The sequence below is a fragment of the Stappia sp. ES.058 genome (genome assembly GCF_900105595.1).
Classification (GTDB): Bacteria; Pseudomonadota; Alphaproteobacteria; order Rhizobiales; family Stappiaceae; genus Stappia.
In genome coordinates, this window is the sequence record NZ_LT629784.1 from 1,501,311 (window position 1) to 1,518,965 (window position 17,655).

At 61.8% G+C, this 17,655-nt stretch carries 19 protein-coding genes and 1 tRNA gene; 10 read left to right on the top strand and 10 right to left on the bottom strand.

The genetic code is table 11. The features are described 5' to 3' along the window. Positions 1–137: 137 nt before the first annotated feature. Both BLU32_RS06930 and BLU32_RS06935 read left to right on the top strand, forming a co-directional pair. Positions 138–1,364 (top strand): MFS transporter, encoded by a 1,227-nt coding sequence (locus BLU32_RS06930; protein WP_093810695.1) that lies wholly within the window; start codon positions 138–140, stop codon positions 1,362–1,364. Between the two features lie 171 nt (positions 1,365–1,535). After that, complete coding sequence (locus BLU32_RS06935) at positions 1,536–3,671, top strand: sodium-translocating pyrophosphatase (protein ID WP_093805604.1); 2,136 nt, start codon at positions 1,536–1,538, stop codon at positions 3,669–3,671. Between the two features lie 110 nt (positions 3,672–3,781). Here BLU32_RS06935 and BLU32_RS06940 read toward each other — a convergent pair whose 3' ends face one another. Continuing rightward, a complete protein-coding gene (locus BLU32_RS06940; protein ID WP_093805606.1) occupies positions 3,782–4,219 on the bottom strand; it encodes an outer membrane protein assembly factor BamE in 438 nt (145 codons plus the stop codon). A 142-nt stretch (positions 4,220–4,361) separates the two neighbouring features. Here BLU32_RS06940 and BLU32_RS06945 point away from each other — a divergent pair, with 142 nt between their 5' ends. From BLU32_RS06945 to BLU32_RS06970, 6 genes are all read left to right on the top strand, one after another. Beyond that, positions 4,362–4,901, top strand: coding sequence for a ubiquinol-cytochrome C chaperone family protein (locus tag BLU32_RS06945; RefSeq protein ID WP_093805608.1), 540 nt, complete (start codon positions 4,362–4,364; stop codon positions 4,899–4,901). Positions 4,902–4,915: 14 nt separating this feature from the next. Then, positions 4,916–5,476: a DUF177 domain-containing protein gene (locus BLU32_RS06950; protein WP_157727549.1), complete on the top strand. Its 561-nt coding sequence runs from the start codon at positions 4,916–4,918 to the stop codon at positions 5,474–5,476. Positions 5,477–5,734: 258 nt separating this feature from the next. Next, on the top strand, positions 5,735–6,796 hold the full coding sequence (plsX, locus tag BLU32_RS06955) for a phosphate acyltransferase PlsX (protein WP_093805611.1): 1,062 nt from the start codon (positions 5,735–5,737) through the stop codon (positions 6,794–6,796). After that, positions 6,793–7,770: a beta-ketoacyl-ACP synthase III gene (locus BLU32_RS06960; RefSeq protein WP_093805613.1), complete on the top strand. Its 978-nt coding sequence runs from the start codon at positions 6,793–6,795 to the stop codon at positions 7,768–7,770. Before plsX ends, BLU32_RS06960 begins: the two co-directional genes overlap by 4 nt. Before the next feature lie 142 nt (positions 7,771–7,912). Then, complete coding sequence (locus tag BLU32_RS06965; RefSeq protein ID WP_029056855.1) at positions 7,913–8,230, top strand: integration host factor subunit alpha; 318 nt, start codon at positions 7,913–7,915, stop codon at positions 8,228–8,230. A gap of 30 nt (positions 8,231–8,260) precedes the next feature. After that, positions 8,261–8,929, top strand: a complete 669-nt coding sequence (locus BLU32_RS06970; protein WP_093805615.1) for a MerR family transcriptional regulator — start codon at positions 8,261–8,263, stop codon at positions 8,927–8,929. Positions 8,930–8,990: 61 nt separating this feature from the next. On the opposite strand, the gene BLU32_RS06975 is transcribed toward BLU32_RS06970, so the two are convergent. From BLU32_RS06975 to BLU32_RS07000, 6 genes are all read right to left on the bottom strand, one after another. Then, positions 8,991–9,590, bottom strand: a complete 600-nt coding sequence (locus tag BLU32_RS06975; RefSeq protein ID WP_093805617.1) for a cytochrome c — start codon at positions 9,588–9,590, stop codon at positions 8,991–8,993. Further along, positions 9,590–10,843: a sorbosone dehydrogenase family protein gene (locus BLU32_RS06980; protein WP_093805619.1), complete on the bottom strand. Its 1,254-nt coding sequence runs from the start codon at positions 10,841–10,843 to the stop codon at positions 9,590–9,592. The genes BLU32_RS06975 and BLU32_RS06980 overlap by 1 nt, the downstream gene beginning before the upstream one ends. 160 nt (positions 10,844–11,003) lie before the next feature. Continuing rightward, positions 11,004–12,575, bottom strand: a complete 1,572-nt coding sequence (locus tag BLU32_RS06985) for a GMC family oxidoreductase (RefSeq protein ID WP_093805621.1) — start codon at positions 12,573–12,575, stop codon at positions 11,004–11,006. A 13-nt stretch (positions 12,576–12,588) separates the two neighbouring features. Beyond that, positions 12,589–13,107, bottom strand: a complete 519-nt coding sequence (locus BLU32_RS06990; protein WP_093805623.1) for a Twin-arginine translocation pathway signal — start codon at positions 13,105–13,107, stop codon at positions 12,589–12,591. A 38-nt stretch (positions 13,108–13,145) separates the two neighbouring features. Next, positions 13,146–13,541 carry a VOC family protein gene (locus BLU32_RS06995; protein WP_093805625.1) on the bottom strand — a complete coding sequence of 132 codons (396 nt, stop codon included), beginning with the start codon at positions 13,539–13,541 and terminating at the stop codon, positions 13,146–13,148. Between the two features lie 90 nt (positions 13,542–13,631). Then, on the bottom strand, positions 13,632–13,922 hold the full coding sequence (locus tag BLU32_RS07000) for a ribbon-helix-helix domain-containing protein (protein ID WP_093805627.1): 291 nt from the start codon (positions 13,920–13,922) through the stop codon (positions 13,632–13,634). 345 nt (positions 13,923–14,267) lie between these two features. On the opposite strand from BLU32_RS07000, the gene BLU32_RS07005 reads away from it, so the two are divergent. Both BLU32_RS07005 and BLU32_RS07010 read left to right on the top strand, forming a co-directional pair. Further along, positions 14,268–14,477 (top strand): hypothetical protein, encoded by a 210-nt coding sequence (locus tag BLU32_RS07005; RefSeq protein ID WP_093805629.1) that lies wholly within the window; start codon positions 14,268–14,270, stop codon positions 14,475–14,477. Between the two features lie 285 nt (positions 14,478–14,762). Further along, positions 14,763–15,479: a hypothetical protein gene (locus BLU32_RS07010; protein WP_093805631.1), complete on the top strand. Its 717-nt coding sequence runs from the start codon at positions 14,763–14,765 to the stop codon at positions 15,477–15,479. On the opposite strand, the gene BLU32_RS07015 is transcribed toward BLU32_RS07010, so the two are convergent. The 3 genes from BLU32_RS07015 to BLU32_RS07025 form a co-directional block, all read right to left on the bottom strand. Further along, complete coding sequence (locus BLU32_RS07015) at positions 15,403–16,044, bottom strand: hypothetical protein (protein WP_093805633.1); 642 nt, start codon at positions 16,042–16,044, stop codon at positions 15,403–15,405. The two genes, BLU32_RS07010 and BLU32_RS07015, sit on opposite strands and share 77 nt — an antisense overlap. Before the next feature lie 172 nt (positions 16,045–16,216). After that, positions 16,217–16,293: transfer RNA gene (locus BLU32_RS07020), tRNA-Pro, on the bottom strand. 96 nt (positions 16,294–16,389) lie between these two features. Then, positions 16,390–17,655, bottom strand: coding sequence for an O-antigen ligase (locus tag BLU32_RS07025; protein ID WP_157727550.1), 1,266 nt, complete (start codon positions 17,653–17,655; stop codon positions 16,390–16,392).

The following is a 17,655-nucleotide window of genomic DNA, read 5'->3' on the forward strand; positions in this document are numbered from 1 at the left end:
GATGACCCGATTTGCGCTTTTCGCAATGGCGTCCTAAACCGGGGTCGACAATTCATCGCTGACATGTGCTTGCGAACGTCAAGAGGCCCGTGTTTCCGGGCCGGCGCGCGGCCATGGCACCCCAGCCGGACAGGACGATGACCGCAGCCGACAACGCAACGGATTTCCTTGTCGACGACCGCCTCGCGCGTCGTAACGCGGTGCTTCTGGCGATCGCTCAGGCACTCGGCGGGGCGTCTGCCTCAATCGTGATTGCCTCGGCGTCGCTCGTCGGGGCAAGCCTGCTCGGCACCGACAAGTCGCTTGCGACACTCCCGGTCTCGAGTTTCGTGCTGGGCACGGCCTTCGGCACGCTGCCTGCTGGTGCGATCATGCACCGCTTCGGACGGCGCGCCGGCTTTGTCGGCGCCGCACTGCTTGGGGTACTTTCGGGACTTGTTTCCGCCTATGCGATCTTTCAGGCTGACTTCATTCTGTTTTGCCTGGCCGTAATGGCGAGCGGTTTCGTCAGCGCCTTCGTCCAGCAGTATCGGTTTGCCGCTGCCGACACCGCGAGTGACGCGTATCGTCCCAAGGCGATTTCCTTCGTCCTCGCCGGAGGGGTTGCAGCCGGAATCATCGGGCCGCAAACCGTGATCAACACGGCGGATCTCTTCGAGCCGATCATGTTTGCCGGGACCTATGTCGCCCAGGCTGGCCTTGCCCTGCTCAGCCTTGTCATCCTGTCCTTCATTTCCATTCCCCGTCCGGCGCGCGGTCCGGCGGCTGACGGCGCGAGCCGCCCGCTCGGCCGGATCATGGCCCAGCCGCGTTTCATCGTCGCCGCCGCCTGCGGCATCACATCCTACGCCTTGATGAGCCTCGTCATGACGGCAACCCCGCTCGCCATGATCGGCTGCGGTTTGACGCAGACCGATGCGGCGCATGCCATCCAGTGGCATGTGCTGGCGATGTTCGGGCCGAGTTTCTTCACTGGCCACCTGATTGCGAGGTTCGGACGCGAGCGCATCGTCTCAGTCGGTCTGGCGCTTCTGGCTGGCTGTGCGATTGTCGCACTGGCGGGGGTGGATGTCGCCAATTTCTGGATCGCGCTCGTGCTTCTCGGGCTTGGATGGAACTTTGGTTTTATCGGCGCGACGGCGATGCTCACGGATGTCTACCGTCCGGCGGAGCGCAACAAGGTCCAGGCTGTGAACGACTTTCTGGTGTTCGGCTTTGTCGCGGCCGCGTCTTTTTCGTCGGGCGCGCTGCTGCATGCCTTCGGGTGGGCAACGGTGAACTGGCTCGTTTTCCCCTTCACATTGATTTGCGTGATTCTTCTCGGATGGCTTGTCCTGTCAGAACGCTTCGCTTCGCGGGTCTGATCCGGGCGATCCTCGTTGGAAATCGCAGGCTGGGGCATCTGATTTCCCCGATCCGATGCTGTTAGCCAAACTGCGCCTTGACGGCAGACGCAGGACGGCTACCGTCGAAGCCCTCCGGGCCAGAAGCAAAACAAACAAAGGCCCTTCTCGCGTCCTTCATTGGGGGGAAGTATGCTCGAACTTACGCTTGTCATCTTATGTGGTCTGTTGTCCATCGCTTACGGCGGCTGGGCGGTCCGGTCGGTCATGGCGTCGGACGCCGGCAACGAACGCATGCAAGAAATCGCCGGCGCCATTCAGGAAGGCGCTCAGGCCTACCTCAATCGCCAATACACGACGATCGCCATTGTCGGTGTCGTGATTTTTGCGCTTGTGGCCTGGCTGCTCGGCCTGCTTGTGGCCATCGGGTTCGCGATCGGGGCGATCCTTTCCGCCGCCGCCGGCTATATCGGCATGCTGGTATCCGTGCGTGCCAACGTGCGGACCGCGCAGGCGGCCAGCAACTCGCTCGCGGCCGGTCTGGAAATCGCCTTCAAGTCCGGTGCGGTCACCGGCATGTTGGTGGCCGGTCTCGCCCTTCTCGGTGTGACGGTCTATTACGCCATCCTCACTGAGGGAATGGGCTTTGCCGCGCAAAGCCGCACGGTCATCGACGCACTGGTGGCGCTCGGCTTCGGTGCATCGCTGATCTCGATCTTCGCCCGTCTGGGCGGCGGCATCTTTACCAAGGGGGCGGACGTCGGCGGCGACTTGGTCGGCAAGGTCGAGGCCGGAATCCCGGAAGATGACCCCCGCAACCCGGCTACCATCGCGGACAACGTCGGCGACAACGTCGGTGACTGCGCCGGCATGGCGGCCGATCTGTTCGAGACCTACGCGGTGACCGTTGTCGCCACGATGGTGCTCGCCTCGATCTTCTTCACCGGATCGGCGGCGACCGAACTGATGCTGCTGCCGCTCGTGATCGGCGGCGCCTGCGTCGTGACCTCGATCATCGGCACCTTCTTCGTCAAGCTCGGCGCCAACAACTCGATCATGGGCGCGCTCTACAAGGGTTTCGTGGCCACCGCAGTATTGTCCGCCGTCGCGCTCTTCGCGATCGTGTTCTTCTGGCTCGGGTTTTCGACGGAGTACACCACCTCCGGGGGCATCACGTTCTCCGGTCGGCATCTCTTCTACTGCGGCATCGTCGGCTTGTTCGTTACCGGCCTGATCATCTGGGTGACGGAGTATTACACCGGGACGGATTATCGCCCGGTGCGCTCCATTGCCCAGGCCTCGGTCACGGGTCACGGTACCAACGTCATCCAGGGGCTTGCGATCTCGCTTGAAGCCACGGCGCTTCCCGCGATCATCATCATTGTCGGCATCCTGGCGGCATTCAATCTGGCCGGCCTCTTCGGCATCGCCATCGCGGTCACCACGATGCTGGCGCTCGCCGGCATGGTCGTCGCGCTCGATGCCTTCGGGCCGGTTACCGACAACGCAGGCGGCATTGCGGAGATGGCGGGCCTTCCGGCGGAAGTGCGGGTCACCACCGACGCGCTCGACGCGGTCGGCAACACGACCAAGGCGGTCACAAAGGGCTATGCCATCGGTTCGGCTGGTCTGGGGGCGCTGGTGCTGTTCGCGGCCTATACGGAGGATCTCAAGTTCTTCGCGGCCAATGCGGCGCCCGGCAGCTACTTCGAGGGGGTGAGCGTCGACTTCTCCTTGTCGAACCCTTATGTCGTCGTCGGCCTGCTGTTCGGCGGCCTGCTTCCCTACCTCTTTGGCGGCATTTCCATGACCGCTGTCGGGCGGGCCGCAGGTGCCGTCGTTGAAGAGGTTCGCCGGCAGTTCAAGGAAAAACCGGGCATCATGCAAGGGACGGAGAAACCGGACTACGGTCGCGCCGTCGACATGCTGACCAAGGCGGCGATCCGTGAAATGATCATCCCGTCGCTGATGCCGGTGCTCTCTCCGATCGTGATCTACTTCGCGATTGCGGCCATCGCCGGCAAGTCGCAGGGGTTTGCGGCACTCGGTGCGATGCTGCTTGGCGTGATCGTCACCGGCCTCTTTGTGGCGATTTCCATGACCGCCGGCGGTGGCGCATGGGACAACGCCAAGAAGTCCTTCGAGGATGGCTTCGTCGACAAGGACGGCGTCAAGCACGAGAAGGGCTCGGAGGCACACAAGGCCTCGGTGACCGGAGACACCGTCGGCGATCCTTACAAGGACACCGCCGGGCCGGCGGTGAACCCGATGATCAAGATTACCAACATCATCGCATTGTTGCTGCTGGCGGTGTTGGCGCACGGCTGAACGACGCCGGCCGGGTCTTGCAGGCAAGGCTCGTCCGGCCCCGTCCCGGAATGAAAAACGCCCGCCGCGGATCGCGGCGGGCGTTTGTTTTCATGTCCGTGAAACGTGCCTCAAAGACCGAGGCTGGGGTTCTTTGCGCCGCGCAGGATCTGCGTCAGGAAGCCGTAATCCGAACCGCCAGTGCGGGTCTTGCGCGTGAGGATATCGACGATCTTGCCGTCCTCCTGGCTGTAGTAACCGGTGTCGCGCACGAAACCGTCCTCATCGAAGTAAATCGCGACCACACGTTGCTCGACCGTTTCGGGAGCCAGGAATGCGGTCGTCTCCTTTGTCTGGGAGATGTAGTAATAGGCTTCGCCGTCCAGTCGGGACATCGTGGAGGGGGATCCGAGCAGAAGTTCGACCTGTTCGCGCGAAGAGCCGACCTGGATATCCCTCACACGTTCAGCCGGGATGACATGACCGTGGTTGAGGGTCGTGGTGAAGCATCCGCCAAGCGGCAATCCCAACACGCCAACCACCAGTGCACCGCGAAGCCATTTCTTCATTGAAACTTGTCCTGTTGCTTTCCTTGCGGCAAAACCCGACATAGGGGCAAACGCCGGTCAATGTCGTGGACCGTGCATCCTTGGCAAAGTCCCTAACCTGCGATAGGCGACTTGGCAACCTTGCTCCAGACGAAGGCAACCCATGATATTCGGTCTTTTCCGCCGACGTACGCCATCTCAAGTCATAGCGACCTACACCGCGATCGTGGCGCAGGCGCGGCAACCCCATTTCTATGCCAGCCTGGACGTACCGGATACGTTCGACGGCCGTTTCGAACTGGTGATGTTGCATACCATCCTGATTCTGGAGCGTTTGCGCGGCGGGTCGGAGGCGGAGAGCGCATTTTCCCAGGACCTTTTCGACGTCTTCTTCCAGGACATGGACGGGACATTGCGGGAAATGGGCGTTGGCGACGTAACGGTGCCAAAGAAGGTGAAGAAGATGGCGGAGGCGTTTTATGGGCGTGCGGCCGTGTATTCGCAAGCGCTCAAGGATGAGGGTACGCACTCGCTGGCAGAGGCCGTCGATCGCAATCTTTTTGCCGATGGCGCGCAGCCGCAGGCGGCGGTCGCAATGGCGCGCTACATCCGCTCTGCAGCCGACGCTCTCGAAGCACAGCCGGCGAACGGGATCCTCGATGGCCGGCCGAACTGGCCCGCCGCGACAGATTTTTCGAAATGAGGGGAGACCGACCCATGATCGCGAAAACCTTTCCGGTCAAACGCCCGTTTGACGTCACCCGTCTTGGCAATCAGGTCAAGGAAGTGACCTTTGAACCCGATGCCAACGAGCGCGCCAGAATGATCGAGACATACGGCTTGCTGGACCTGAAAGACATGACGTGCGTTTTGCGTCTTCGTCCCTGGCGCAAGGATGGCGTTGCGGTCGACGGGCATCTGCGGGCCCGTGCGATCCAGCCTTGCGTGGTGACGCTTGCTCCGGTCGAGCAGGAAATGGATGAGACCTTCTCGCGCCGGTTCGACCCGCACGCCGCACGCCAGGAAGAGACCGCGGAAATCGATGTCGAGGCCTTCAGCGAGGATCCGCCGGACCCGCTGGCCGGCCGCGATCTCGATCTCGGCGCTGTGGTGTGCGAGCAATTCGCGCTTGCCCTGGAGCTCTACCCCCGTGCGGCAGAGGCGGAGGTTCCCGAAGCCTATCGTCCAGCCGAAGAGGACGGCGGGGACGGTGCCGGCAGCGCGGCGCGCCCGTCGCCTTTTGCCGTCCTTGCCGAGTTCAAGAAAAACAGTGAGTAACGTGCGCGCAAGCCGGCAATTGCATTGCGGTGCGAAAGGAGAAAGCGGTTGTTTCGCGGTGGCAAACGGGTATGTTCGCCAACGCCTCGGCATCCGGCGGAGCCCTGACGCGGACCACCCGGCGGGTATATCGCGCCGGGACCAAACATGGTGGCGCCGGCGGGAGGCGTGGACCGGTGGCCGATGCCACTAGCAGGACATGCCACCAGCGGGACATGTCGCCGACAGGACAAGAAACGGCCGGAAACAACGCGGACGATGGCTCAAACGGTTCGAATTTCACTTGATGCGATGGGCGGGGACAACGGGGCGAAAGTCGTCGTGGCCGGAGCCGCGCTTGCGCTTGAACGTCGACCAGACATCGTCTTTTCGTTTTTTGGCGACACGGAAGTGGTCTCTCCGCTCCTTGAGGCGCACCCGCGCTTGCGCGACACCTCTACACTGCATCATTGCGAAGTCTCGGTGGCAATGGATGCCAAGCCCAGCCAGGCGCTTCGGCAGGGCCGTTGGAAATCCAGCATGTGGCGCAGCATCGACGCGGTAAAGACCGGGGAGGCGGATGTCGCGGTCTCCGCCGGAAACACCGGCGCCTTGATGGCCATGTCCAAATTCTGCCTGCGTACGATGGCAAACATCGAGCGCCCCGCCATTGCGGCGATCTGGCCGACGGCACGCGGCGAATCCATCGTGCTCGACGTCGGCGCGACGATCGGTGCGGATGCCCAGCAGCTCATCGACTTCGCGTTGCTGGGTGGAGCAATGGCACGGGTCCTGTTTTCCATCGAACGCCCGAGCGTCGGTTTGCTCAACATCGGCGTGGAGGAGGTCAAAGGGCTGGAAGATGTTCGTACCGCGGGGCGCTTGTTGCGCGAGGCCAATCTGGACACCCTGACCTACGCGGGTTTCGTCGAAGGCGACGATCTGGGCAAGGGAACCGTCGATGTGGTCGTGACCGAAGGCTTTGCCGGCAATATCGCCCTGAAAACCGCGGAAGGCACCGCCAAGCAGATCGGCGGCTATCTGCGCGCGGCGATGAATCGAAGCTGGCGGGCAAAACTCGGCTATCTTCTGGCACGCGATGCCTTCGATCTGCTGCGGGAGAAACTGGACCCGCGCAAGGCCAACGGCGGCGTGTTCCTGGGTCTGAACGGGATCGTCATCAAGAGCCACGGCGGGACCGATCCGGAAGGGTTTTCTTCCGCGATCGAGCTTGCCTATGACATGGCCCGCAATGAGCTGATGCACAAGATTTCCCACGATTTGAAGAACTACCATCGCGGCCGTTTCGGCACGCGAGATGGATCGGAAGGTGATACGTGACAGTGAAGCGCTCCATCGTCCTCGGAACGGGCAGCTATCTCCCACAGCGCAAGTTGACGAACGCGGAACTGGCGGAGATGGTCGACACATCCGATGAGTGGATCGTTCAGCGTACGGGCATCCGGGCGCGTCACATTGCGGCCGATGGCGAATTGACATCCGATCTGGCCGTAAAGGCGGCAACGCGCGCCCTCGATGCCGCCGGTCTCGGCGCGCAGGATATCGACCTGATCATTCTCGCGACCGCGACGCCCGACAATACCTTTCCGGCATCCGCCGTGACGGTGCAGCAGAAGCTCGGCATCACGCACGGCTTCGCCTTCGACGTGCATGCGGTGTGTTCGGGCTTTGTCTACGCGCTCTCCACCGCCGATGCATATCTGCGCTGCGGCATGGCGAAACGGGCTCTGGTGATCGGCGCGGAGACCTTCTCGCGGATCCTGGACTGGACCGACCGCACCACCTGCGTCCTTTTCGGCGATGGTGCCGGCGCCATGGTGCTCGAGGTGTCCGAAGGCGAGGGCAGTGCTGCAGACCGCGGCATCCTGACCTCGCACTTGCGCTCCGACGGAAATCACCGGGACAAGCTTTATGTCGATGGCGGGCCATCGTCGACCCAGACCGTCGGCCATCTGCGCATGCAGGGCCGCGAAGTGTTTCGCCACGCGGTTTCGATGATCACCGATGTGGTCGAGGACGCCTTTGCGGCGACTGACACCGATGCCGATGCGCTCGATTGGTTCATTCCGCACCAGGCCAACCGTCGCATCATCGACGCCAGCGTGAAGAAACTTGGCATCGATCCCGCCAAGGTTGTGGTCACGCTGGAGGACCAGGGCAACACGTCGGCGGCGTCGATTCCGCTGGCCGTCGACGCGGCCGTGCGTGACGGACGTGTGAAGCGTGGCGATCTGATCATGCTCGAGGCGATGGGCGGCGGTTTCACCTGGGGCGCCTCGCTGCTTCGCTGGTAAAGCGTCAAATGCTTGTATGACGTGCGTTTTTCGCAACGGACTTGCCCGGCGCTGTTGACCGCCGGGGTTCAAGCCAATACGCTTGTGCGGCAATAACGAAATCCCATTTCCGCTAGGGCAGTTGCTCGGCCAAGGAGGGACCATGGGCGGCAAGACAATCACACGAGCTGACTTGTGCGAAGCTGTTTACCAGAAGGTCGGCCTCTCCAGATCCGAGTCGTCGGAGCTGGTCGAAAAGGTTCTGTCGGAGATTGCGGATTGTCTTGTTGACGGTGAATCTGTGAAACTCTCGTCGTTCGGGTCCTTCGTCGTTCGCTCCAAGGGCGAGCGCATCGGACGGAACCCGAAAACCGGTGAGGAAGTGCCAATTCTTCCGCGGCGGGTCATGGTCTTCAAGCCGTCGAATGTCCTGAAGAAGAAAATCAACGAGACCATGATCGGGCCATCCGGCGACGATTGAACTCAGTTGCGACGATAGACTGGTACGGCCGTGTCGACCGAAAAAAGCCCAGACGCCTTCCGCACGATCAGCGAGGTCGCCGAAGACCTCGATCTTCCACAACATGTCCTTCGTTTTTGGGAAACCCGGTTCAGCCAGATCCGTCCGCTGAAGCGCGGCGGTGGGCGGCGGTACTATCGACCCGACGACATCGAACTCTTGCGCGGCATCCGGCATCTTCTCTATGGCGAAGGCTATACCATCAAGGGTGTGCAGCGCATCCTGAAGGAACAGGGCGCGCGCTTCGTCATGCAGGTCTGGCGTGAGGATGGCTTGCCGCTCGCGGCTTTGGCCGCGCAGGTGGCCGGCAGTGATGACGTTAAGGCAGCAACGCAGGGGCGGGGATCGAAACCCGCCGCCTCGCGGCATTCATCATCCTCCGGGCGTGGACCGGATGTGCCGCTTCCCGACGCGGCGTCGAGCGATGCTCCCGCCATGGAAGGACAAGACGCAGACCTTCCGCGCGGGATCCTCCCCGAAACGGCGGAAGGAAACGAGCCCGCACAGGCGCGTGCCGGTTTACGGCTGATGGAACGTCTGCTTGGGGAAAGGGCGGAAGCGGTCGCATCCGGAAATCTCTCCAAGGATGACATCCGCCGCCTGCAGGCGACGCTGTTCGAGCTCCTGGAGTGCAAGCGCATCCTGGACCAGGCGCGCTGACGTCTCGCCAACAGACGCTGTCTGACCTGGTGCGGCCAAGAAGCCTTGCGCATCTGTGTCTTCAGTCGGCCTGCGTGATCTTCAATCTGATTGCTGCATACCAATCCGCATAGGCGCGGATTTCCTCATTCGTGAGATCGGCGGTTATGGCACTCATGACGTCGTCCGTTCGCTTGCCGATGCGAAAGGCCTTGAGCTGCGTGTCGATGTAGATCGCGCTTTCACCGGCAAGGTTCGGAACATTCTCGATCTGGCCGATACCGTCGGCGCCGTGGCAAGCGGTGCATGCCTGCGGCGCCGCGTCAGCCGAAACGCCTTCAGGCGGTGTGGCTTCCACCTTGTGTTCGGAGTACCAGGCGGCAAGGTCCGCAATCGACTGGTCGTCAAGGTTTTTCGCAACGACACTCATCATCTCGTGCGTGCGGGTGCCCTGGCGAAAGGCCTTCAACTGTTTTTCCAGGTAGGCGACCGGCTCGCCGCCGATATGGGGCGCAATGGGAATGCGGGCAAATCCGTCGAGCCCGTGGCAGGTCCGGCACATGCCCGCCTTCTTGCGCCCCGCCTGCGGATCGCCGACAGGGCCCTGGGCGACCACCGGCAGGGCGAATGCGATCTGGGCGAGGAGAACCCCGCCCAGACCGAAGAGTGTGGCTTTCAGCATCAATTGCCCTCGTAGGAGATGCGATAAAGCGCGCCGGCGAGGTCGTCCGACACAAGGATCGAGCCATCGCGCAACTCTGCGATATCGACCGGGCGACCAAGGTACTCGCCGTTTTCGTCGATCCATCCTTCCGCGAAGGGCTTCGTGGTGGCATTGCCCTCGTCGTCGATGGTGGTGACCATCACCCGCGCGCCGACCGGTGTGGTGCGGTTCCAGGAGCCGTGTTGCGCGGAAAAGATCGCGTTCTTGTACATCTCCGGGAACTGGTTGCCGGTGTAGAAGTCCATGCCGAGATCGGCGGCATGGGCGACCGTTTCGCTCGCCGGCATCACGACGTCGACCGGGATTTCCTCTCCCTTGTATTCGTTGGTGCGCACATCGCCGCCACCGTACCAGGGGAATCCGAAGTTCTGGCCCATTTCCGTCTGGCGGTTGATCTCGCCTGGCGGGATGTCGTCGCCCATGCCATCGACCTGGTTGTCGGTGAACCAGAGCTCGCCGGTTTCGGGATGAAAGTCATGTCCGACGGAATTGCGGATGCCGCGGGTGTAGACCTCGCGATCGGTGCCGTCCGTGTTCAAGCGGATCATGCCGCCCATGCCCACTTCATTGTAGAGGTCCATTTTTTCCGGTGCCGGTACATTGAAGGGCTGGCCGAGCGAAATGTAGATCTTGCCGTCCGGGCCGATCTTGCACACGCGCGCGGTGTGATTGTAGCTCTCTTCCGCCGGCGGGATCAGTTCGCCCTGCTTGACCACGTTGAAGGCCGCGACGTCCGGGCTTTCATAGAAGAATTCCGCTGCGGGATAGACCAGGACCCGGTTCTGTTCCGCGATATAGAGGAAGCCGTCCCTGGAAAAGCACGGTCCGTTCGGGATCGCGAATTTCAGCGAGGGCGCGAAATCCTTCACTTCGTCGGCGACACGATCCTTGTTGCGGTCGGTGACCGACCAGACCTTGTCCTTGCGCGTGCCGACGAAGGTCACGATCCCCTGTGGCCCAACCGCCATGTGGCGGGCATCCGGAACGACGGCATAAAGCTCGATCTTGAAGCCGTCCGGAAGCGTAATGCGCTCCAGTGTGTCGCGGATCCCGTCCGCGTAGTCCCCGCTTTGTTCGATGAAGGTGAATTCGGTCGTGCCCGTGCTCTGGAAGTTGGACAGTTTTTCCAGGTTGTCCGGCACGGGCGCCTGGGCCTGCGTCAGGCCGGTCATGGCAAGCAGGCAAACGCTTGCAAGAAATGCGCGTTTCATAGTGGTGTCCTCCCAGACGGTTCGTTTTTGTTTTCTTGGATGCGGCCGCATTCGGACGCAACCTATATTAAATCATACAAATTGAGATGGCCGTTGGCAAACCTTGGGCTTTCTTTACGTCAGGAGGCGCGCCGCAACCCGGCGTGCGGCACGCCACAGTTCAAAGGTTGCCCTGGCTCATCTGGTTTGCGATGTGGTCCGCCTGTCGGATGGCCAACGCCACAATGGTCAGCGTGGGGTTTTCCGCCGCCCCCGTGGTGAACTGGCTTCCATCTGAAACGAACAGGTTGGCGACGTCGTGAGTCTGGCCCCAGCGGTTGACCACACCGTCACGCGGGTTTTCCGACATGCGGTTTGTGCCCAGATTGTGCGTGGACGGGTAGGGCGGGGTCGGGAAGCTGCGCGTGGCGCCCACTGCCTCGTAGATCGCGGTGCCCTGGCGATAGGCATGATCGCGCATGGCGACGTCGTTGGGATGGTCGTCGAAATGCACGTTCGGTGCAGGCAGACCATACTGATCGAGCGCATCGTGATTGAGCGTGATCCGGTTGGTCTCCTGCGGCATGTCCTCGCCCACGATCCACATCCCGGCGGTGTTTTCATAGGAGTCCAATGCGGTCGCGAATTCCCGACCCCATCCTCCCGGGTCCAGGAACGCCGCCATGAAGGGAAGGCCAAGCGCCAGCGTCTCCAGTTCGTAGCCACCAACGAAACCGCGAGAGGGGTCGTGCCTGGCCTCATCCTGGACGATGCCGGCCATGGTCGTGCCGCGCCACATGCGCACGGGCTTGTCGAACACCGCGTAGACCGAGCCGGTCATGTGTCGCATGTAGTTGCGCCCCACCTGTCCGGACGAGTTCGCCAGTCCGTCCGGGAACATCGCACTTGCCGAATTGAGCAGAAGGCGCGGGCTTTCGATCGAGTTGCCGGCGACGCAAACGATCCGGGCCTTTTGCAGGTGCTGGTTGCCGTCTGTGTCTGCATAAAGCACGCCGGTCACCTTGCCGGATGCGTCGTGCTCGATCTTGAGCACATGCGCACGCTCGCGCACCTCGAGGTTTCCGGTCGCCTCACCACGGGGAATGTCCGTATAGGCCGCCGACCATTTGGCTCCCCATTTGCAGCCCTGGAAGCAGAACCCGGTCTGTTGGCAGGCCACGCGTCCGTCGTAGTCGGCGGAGTTGATCGCCATGCGGCCGGTGTGTACCTCCTTGTATCCAAGCGCTTTTGCTCCGGCCTCGAACACCTTGAAGTTGTTGTTTCCCGGCAGTCCCGCCCGGTCGCCGGTGCGTGTCACGCCCAGCTTTGTTTCTGCCTTCTCGTACCAGGGTTCCATTTCGGCCAGATCGATCGGCCAGTCGAGAAGATTGGCACCCTGGACATTGCCGTAGTTGGTCTTCGTCTTGAATTCGTGTGCCTGGATGCGCAGTGAGGCCCCGGCCCAGTGCGTGGTGGTGCCGCCTACCGCCTTGACGATCCAGGCGGGCAGGCCGGAGAAATCCTTTGCCACGCGCCAGTCGCCGGACGTCGTGCGCTTGTCGAGCCAGGCAAGCTGGCCGAAACTTTCCCATTCGTCGTTGATGTAATCGTCGGGCAGGTAGCGGCCGCCGGCTTCCAGGGCAACGACGCTGATGCCCTTTTGCGCGAGTTCGTTGGCGAGAACGCCGCCGCCGGCGCCCGTTCCGATAACGACGACGACACTGTCATCCGTCAGTTCGAAAGGTGCTGTCATGACCGGTTCTCCCTCAGATCCAGTTGATGTCGTTGAAGCCGCGGTCGATATAGCCACCCTTGGAGTAGCTCTCGCCCTCGTATCCGAAGAGCGGCCAGACGGCTTTCTGGTTGTAGAGCCCGGTCACGAGCCCGCCCCGGATCGTCTGGAAAAAGGCGCTGTCCTCCATGCCGCGCAGGATATCGACGCGGTCGCGCTCCCAGCCGGCGCCGAGATATCCGGAATGTCCCTTTCCGCGCGCTGCGGCATCGAGCACCGCAATGCCGCCTTCCACAATCGGTGCCAGTTCCGCGCTGTCGTAGCCCTTGACCGCCGCGGCGTAATACTCGTCGGCCACATGGTCGTGCGGGTAGATGTCCCGCGCCATCTGGATGAGGGTTGCCATCGTTGCGGGCTTGAGGTGGGACACCTCCATGGCCCATGCCGCCGTCGGCGCCGCAACGAAACCCGCCCCCACGACAAAGGCGGCGCCGGCCGCCATGGTGCCGGTCAGCAGTTGCCGCCGGCTTAGCGATCTCTGGTTCAGTGTCATCGGTTTTCCTCCCTGCCGATCGTTCGAACGCCCATGTGTCAGCGATAACGTCCGTGGCGCTGCAGCACTTCGATCTGATATCCGTCCGGATCCTGGACGAAGAAGAAGCGCGCAAGCAGCGCTCCTTCCCGGTTGAACGCGACGATCTTGCGCGGCGCGAGGCCGGCCGCCGTGAAGCGCGCGTGCTCCGCATCCAGGTCGTCGACGCAGAACGCCATATGGCCGTAGCCGTCACCCAGGTCGTACGGCTCGGTTCGGCCGTTGTTGACCGTGAGCTCGACTTCGACGTCGGCTTCGGTATTTCTCAGGTAGATCAGAGTAAAGTCGTCGAAAGCGAACCGATCCGAGACCTCTAACCCGAACGCAGTGCGATAGAATTCGACCGAGCGCGTCTCGTCGAGCACGCGGATCATCGCGTGAATGAACTTCGCCACAATTTCCTCCCGGCATGAATGCTAGTTCGGGAGAAAGATTAGGGCGTCCGCACGAGACGCGGGTGGTATGTGTTTACTACAGTGAGTAAATCACTCCGCAGCTTCCAACTGCACAGTCGGCAGCGTATGGCGCAGGCGCACGAGACAGGCGCACCTCAGCAGCGACGTGAAATTGCGGGTCTCCCCGCGCAACTCAAGGACCTCGGAGTGCAGTTTCGAGACAAAGGCCGGTGTGCTCACGCCCTCGCTGCGGGCAATATCGTCCAGGATGTCCCAGAATGATCGCTCGAGCCGTATACTGGTGCTTTGACCGTTCAGTCTCAGGCTTCGTGTCTCGGGTTCGTAGTCGGACGGATCCTGTCCGGCGAAAATGCGGCACATGCCAACCTCCCTCTTCGTTCTTGCTTTTTTGTTGCCTTATGGTTTTACAAAATGTGCGGGTCGGCAAGCGCCAATTTGTATGACGAACTCCGGCTCCATCCGGATGCCTTTAGCATTGGCTGGATTTTGGAAAGCCTAGGACTGCTCGGCACGTCCAGTCCGGTCCTTGCCGCGGTGCGTCGTCCAACGGGGGCCGGAAGGGGCATGGCGGGGAAAAAAGACGGTCGAGGTTGGCGTCGGACTGTAAAATCTGACAATATTGCAGGAGCACGCAAAAACGGGTTCGTGTTTTCGCGATTGAACCATTCTTGTTCGGCTCGATTGATTTTGCAGGAGTGATTTTAGGTGAGCGAGCGCGATATCGAAGAAGTTGTGGTCGGCGAGGCGGTGTTGACCGCTTGCGAAAATAGTGAGCTCGCAGAGGAAAACAACCTGCAGGCGGTCGCACTGGCGATGGCGGCCTATGCCAGGACGTACGATATTCCGGACAAGGCGCTAGAAGACATGGTTGCCCGCGCCATTTCCATCATGGGCAACATCAAGAAGACCCAATAATCCTGTTCAGGCGAACCGTCGCAGCACCGCTGCGGTGTTCGCGCGCGTATCTGCGGTGTCCGGCGCTTGTTTCGCGCGGGTAGGGGGGTGGCCCCGCTATGGCGCAGCAAAGACCTCTCCTTCCGGTCCCGCGAATTGACGAGAGGCAAGACCAAACGTTCGGGCAGGTGCCGTTCGAACGGGTTCTGTGATCCTGTCATCGGCTTTTTTGACAAGCTGCATTGACGCAGGCCGATTCCGGCCGTCGAAAAGGTCCGTTACCACCAATGATTTAGGGATCGGATCATGACAATCGGACCGCTTAAAACCGACGCCTTCGCAAGGGCACGAGACATACTGGCCAAAAAGCTCCATGCAATGGACCTGGACTATCGGGTCGACGTGGACTTTCACGACATCGTTCGCAACATCGAGACGTGCGGAAAGCATGTAACGGAGCACTTCCAGCTTCAACACTTTGAGTTCAACCGTGAAAACGGCTTTTGCCTGACGCTCCTGCACCAAGGTCGTCCGGTGGTGTTCTATTGTTCGCAAGTGTTTGAAACCGGCGACATGACCTTTCTGGAACACCATCGCAACCGATTGGCCCGTCTGTATCGGTCGGTCGGGCACGATCTGTTGGATGACACCTGGTCCTGCAAGCCGATGGAGGAAATCCGGGGTCGTGTGAGTTACTCGGGGGAAGCGCTGACGGTTGAGGCATTTCGTTCGACGGGCAAGTCCCGGCGCGCGCTCGCCCTTGGCGCCCAGATCTCGCTGTTTCTGTCGATGATGTCCTGGGCGCCGGATTGGTCTGTGGGTCTTGCGCGCGACAAGCACGTGCGGCTCGGCCTGGGTTATATCTATGGCGCCTGCCGGCAGTACCCGCTTGCCACGATCTGGCATGAAGCGGTGCCTGGACGCATGCAGGACGACGCCTTCCTGGTCAGTTCGCGAGAGGATGCGCTTTATCTGGCTGAATGTGTTTCACGCGCCAGTCGTCTCGCGGAAGTGTCAGATTGACAAGGGCGAACGTCTCCGGCGCGAATTTGACCGGGACGATAATCCGGTAATAGGCGACATGGAGGGAGGTGTGCATGCCCGGAGGGGTCACCTCCATCTCCACGTCTTCGCAAACCGCGCGGCCGGTCGATGCAATCGCATAGCCGGCCGCGACGCAGGCCTCGAAGCGGGGATCGGCCTGGCGGATTGCGGCAGCCTGATCGTCGCCGAATCTACCGTCCATGACTTCATGGATGAAGGACCCCTGGCCCAGATACCCGATTTCAGGGATGTGTTCGCCGTCGGCGTTAGGACTGAGAAACACCTGGCGTGCGAACTGCGGCATGTCCGAGCGCATGGCCCCGTCTGTCTGGAGCCACCATTTGTGGAACTCGTCGATCGCCGCGCCCGCCGTTCCTCGAAGGGCGGTCGGCGTCACCTGCTTGATCCGCATCGCATCCTCCCCACGTTGCGTTTGCTTCGCAAGAGAGGCCGCGTCGCCCTGGTTCGCACGGTACCGCAGCCTCTTGGTTTCATTTAACGTCGCAGCAGCGTCGGTGGCAATGAACGGCGTGAAGAAATGCACATAACCATAGGTTGCATATAGATATTTCGCAAATTATATGCAGATTTTCCGTACGGTCGATCGCGCGGCTCCTCGGCGCTTGCAGCGATGCAGAGGCTGACACACGCCCAACGCGGAACAGTCCGCCATGAGGCGGATTGCCTGTATCGATGTAGGATGATCTTGAGAAAAATGGTCGGGCAGGCCGGATTTGAACCGACGACCCCTTCACCCCCAGTGAAGTGCGCTACCAGGCTGCGCTACTGCCCGACTGTCCGGCACGCCGGACCCGCTCTTCCTAACCGCTTCGCGCAGGGCGCGCAAGCGCTTCTGGAGCGACGCCAAAGGGTCTTGGGGATTGTTGCGTCACGCGCCGGGTGCGGCGGCTCTGCGTGATCCGTCCCGCCGTCGCGCGCGCAGACTGTATTCGGCCGCGATCAGGCCCCATGCGAGCCCGTAGAGCAGATAGAGGTGCCGCCAGCGGTCTGTGTCGATGACGACCGACATCAGCATGTGCCCCAGCAGCACAACGAACACACATTGCGCCGCCCCCTGCCACATGCGCGGCTGGAAGATCAGCCCGGCGAGCTGCTTTGCCGTCAAGAACACCAGCGCGAGATAGGCGCCGCCGCCGAGCCATCCGTATGTGGTGAAAGCCTTGAGGAATGTGTTGTGTTCGTCTTCCGGGAAGAAGTTGCGGAACTGGAGAGGGCCCAGACCGAACGGATGGTCGACCACCATCTGGAACCCGAGCGAATAGCGTGCGAAACGTCCAAGGCGGGCGGTGTCGTAGTCCTGCACCAGCTTCGCGCGCTGCAACAGCATCCCCGAGATGGAATCGACCGACAGGGCGATCACGATCATCGCTACGACCGCGAGGACGCCAGCCGCGCCGATCGCAAGCAGACGCGCGCGCTGGCGGCCGTCGGTCGTGGTGATGAAGACCAGCGCATAGATGCCGATCCCGGAAAAGGCGGCGAGACCCCAGGCAGCGCGCGAAAAGCTGAGAAGGATTGCGAAGCTGAGCACGGCAAGGGCTGCCGCGGGCCACAACATTTCGCGGAACGGGCGGGTCAGCAGCCCATGCAGCAGGAATGCCCAAGGAAGGGCGAGGAAGGGACCGAAGACATTCGGATCCTGGAACGTTCCCTTCGCGCGCCCGTAGAGGGTGAAGGTCTCGCCGGGCAGGACGCCGAAGTAACCGCCGATGCCCGTTAGGGCCACGACCAGGGCGCTGGCCGTATAGGCCTTGTGCACCGTCTCGAGCCGTGCCGGGTCAGCGGCGATGACTGAGGCATAGAACACGGTGGTGAGCGCCAGGAAGCCCGTAACCGAAATGTAGAGGATCGCCTCGCTGAAATCGTCGGACATCAAGGTGGCGATCACCCCGCCGCAGATGAACAGCGTCACGATCAGGACGAGCGGGGCAAGTGCCGTGGCAAACCGCGGTCCGCTCAACAGCCAACCGCTGATGACGACCAGCATCGCCAGTTCGTAGGGAGCGGGTTCGGTCAGCACGAAACCGCCCAGGAACACCACGATCCACAGCGCCACGGTCGCAACGGAAGAGGCGGCAAGGCCGGGGCCATGCCGCATCGTTGTCGGGGGAGCCGGGAATGTCCTGGGGGGCAT